The organism is Microcystis sp. M53598_WE2, assembly GCF_030067735.1.
Taxonomy (GTDB): domain Bacteria; phylum Cyanobacteriota; class Cyanobacteriia; order Cyanobacteriales; family Microcystaceae; genus Microcystis; species Microcystis aeruginosa.
Window position 1 is genome coordinate 1 of the sequence record NZ_JASJFE010000342.1, and the last position, 1049, is coordinate 1049.

At 48.5% G+C, this 1049-nt stretch carries 1 protein-coding gene; it reads left to right on the forward strand.

Features of this window, described 5'->3' with window-relative positions; genetic code table 11:
* Window positions 1-318: 318 nt before the first annotated feature.
* A partial coding sequence (locus tag PX636_RS07430; protein WP_288116626.1) for a Light dependent period protein LdpA domain-containing protein occupies window positions 319-1049 on the forward strand: 731 nt, incomplete at its 3' end.

A 1049-nucleotide genomic window follows, 5' to 3' on the forward strand; every position in this document is an offset into this window, starting at 1 on the left:
CGAGATTGGGGATACCTAGATAGGGCTGGCTGAATAATGGTAAAACCCTCTTAAAATAAGGCTTTTGACCTGTTAAAATCCGATGTTCATGCTGCGAAAATCCGATTGGGACTCTCAAAAACCTTGCATTATCCCTCTCATAGTCCATAAATTGGTACAAAAAAAGAGGGCAACAAAGCCTGAAACGACCAGCTACTGACTCCTGACTTTTGACTCCTGACTCCTAACCCCACCAACAAACTTTTTCAGCAAACCCTAGGTAAGAATCAGAGCAGCACAAGGCTGACATTTAGGGGCTGGGCGCGATAGGATGAAAAAGTGCTAGATAAAAACTCCTCTCCCTTAGAGTCCTTAGTTGCGGGTCACTGGTTCAAGCTCATCTGTGGAGCCAGTTACCAGGATTTGCCCACGATTCGCAACCTCGCTTTGACCTATACTATCGTCGGGGCCGATTGTATTGATGTGGCCGCCGACCGGGCTGTGATTGTTGCGGCCAAAGAAGGCATCGAAACCGCCGCCAAAATCGCTGGATTACCTCCCAATCGACGACCTTGGTTAATGGTCAGTCTCAATGACGGTGAAGATCCCCACTTTCGTAAAGCTGTCTTTAACCCGCAACTCTGTCCGGTCGATTGTCCCCGTCCCTGCGAAAAAATCTGTCCCGCTTATGCTATTGATAGGGGAGGAGTGATTGAACAGCGCTGTTATGGTTGCGGTCGTTGCCTACCCGTTTGTCCCCCGCAAATAATCGAGACAATATCCCGTGTCTGTCAACCCGCAGAAATTATCCCCTTAATTGTCGAAATGGGAGTCGATGCGATCGAAATTCATACCCAAGTCGGTCACGGAGAGGAATTTGCTCGACTCTGGTCAGCGATCGCACCGCTAACTAAAAACCTAAAAATCCTGGCCATAAGTTGCCAAGATCATGAATATATCATCGATTACCTCCACTATCTGCGAGAAACTATTTCACCCCTAAACTGTCCTCTGATTTGGCAGACGGACGGCCGACCGATGAGCGGCGATATCGGCAAAGGAACCACCCA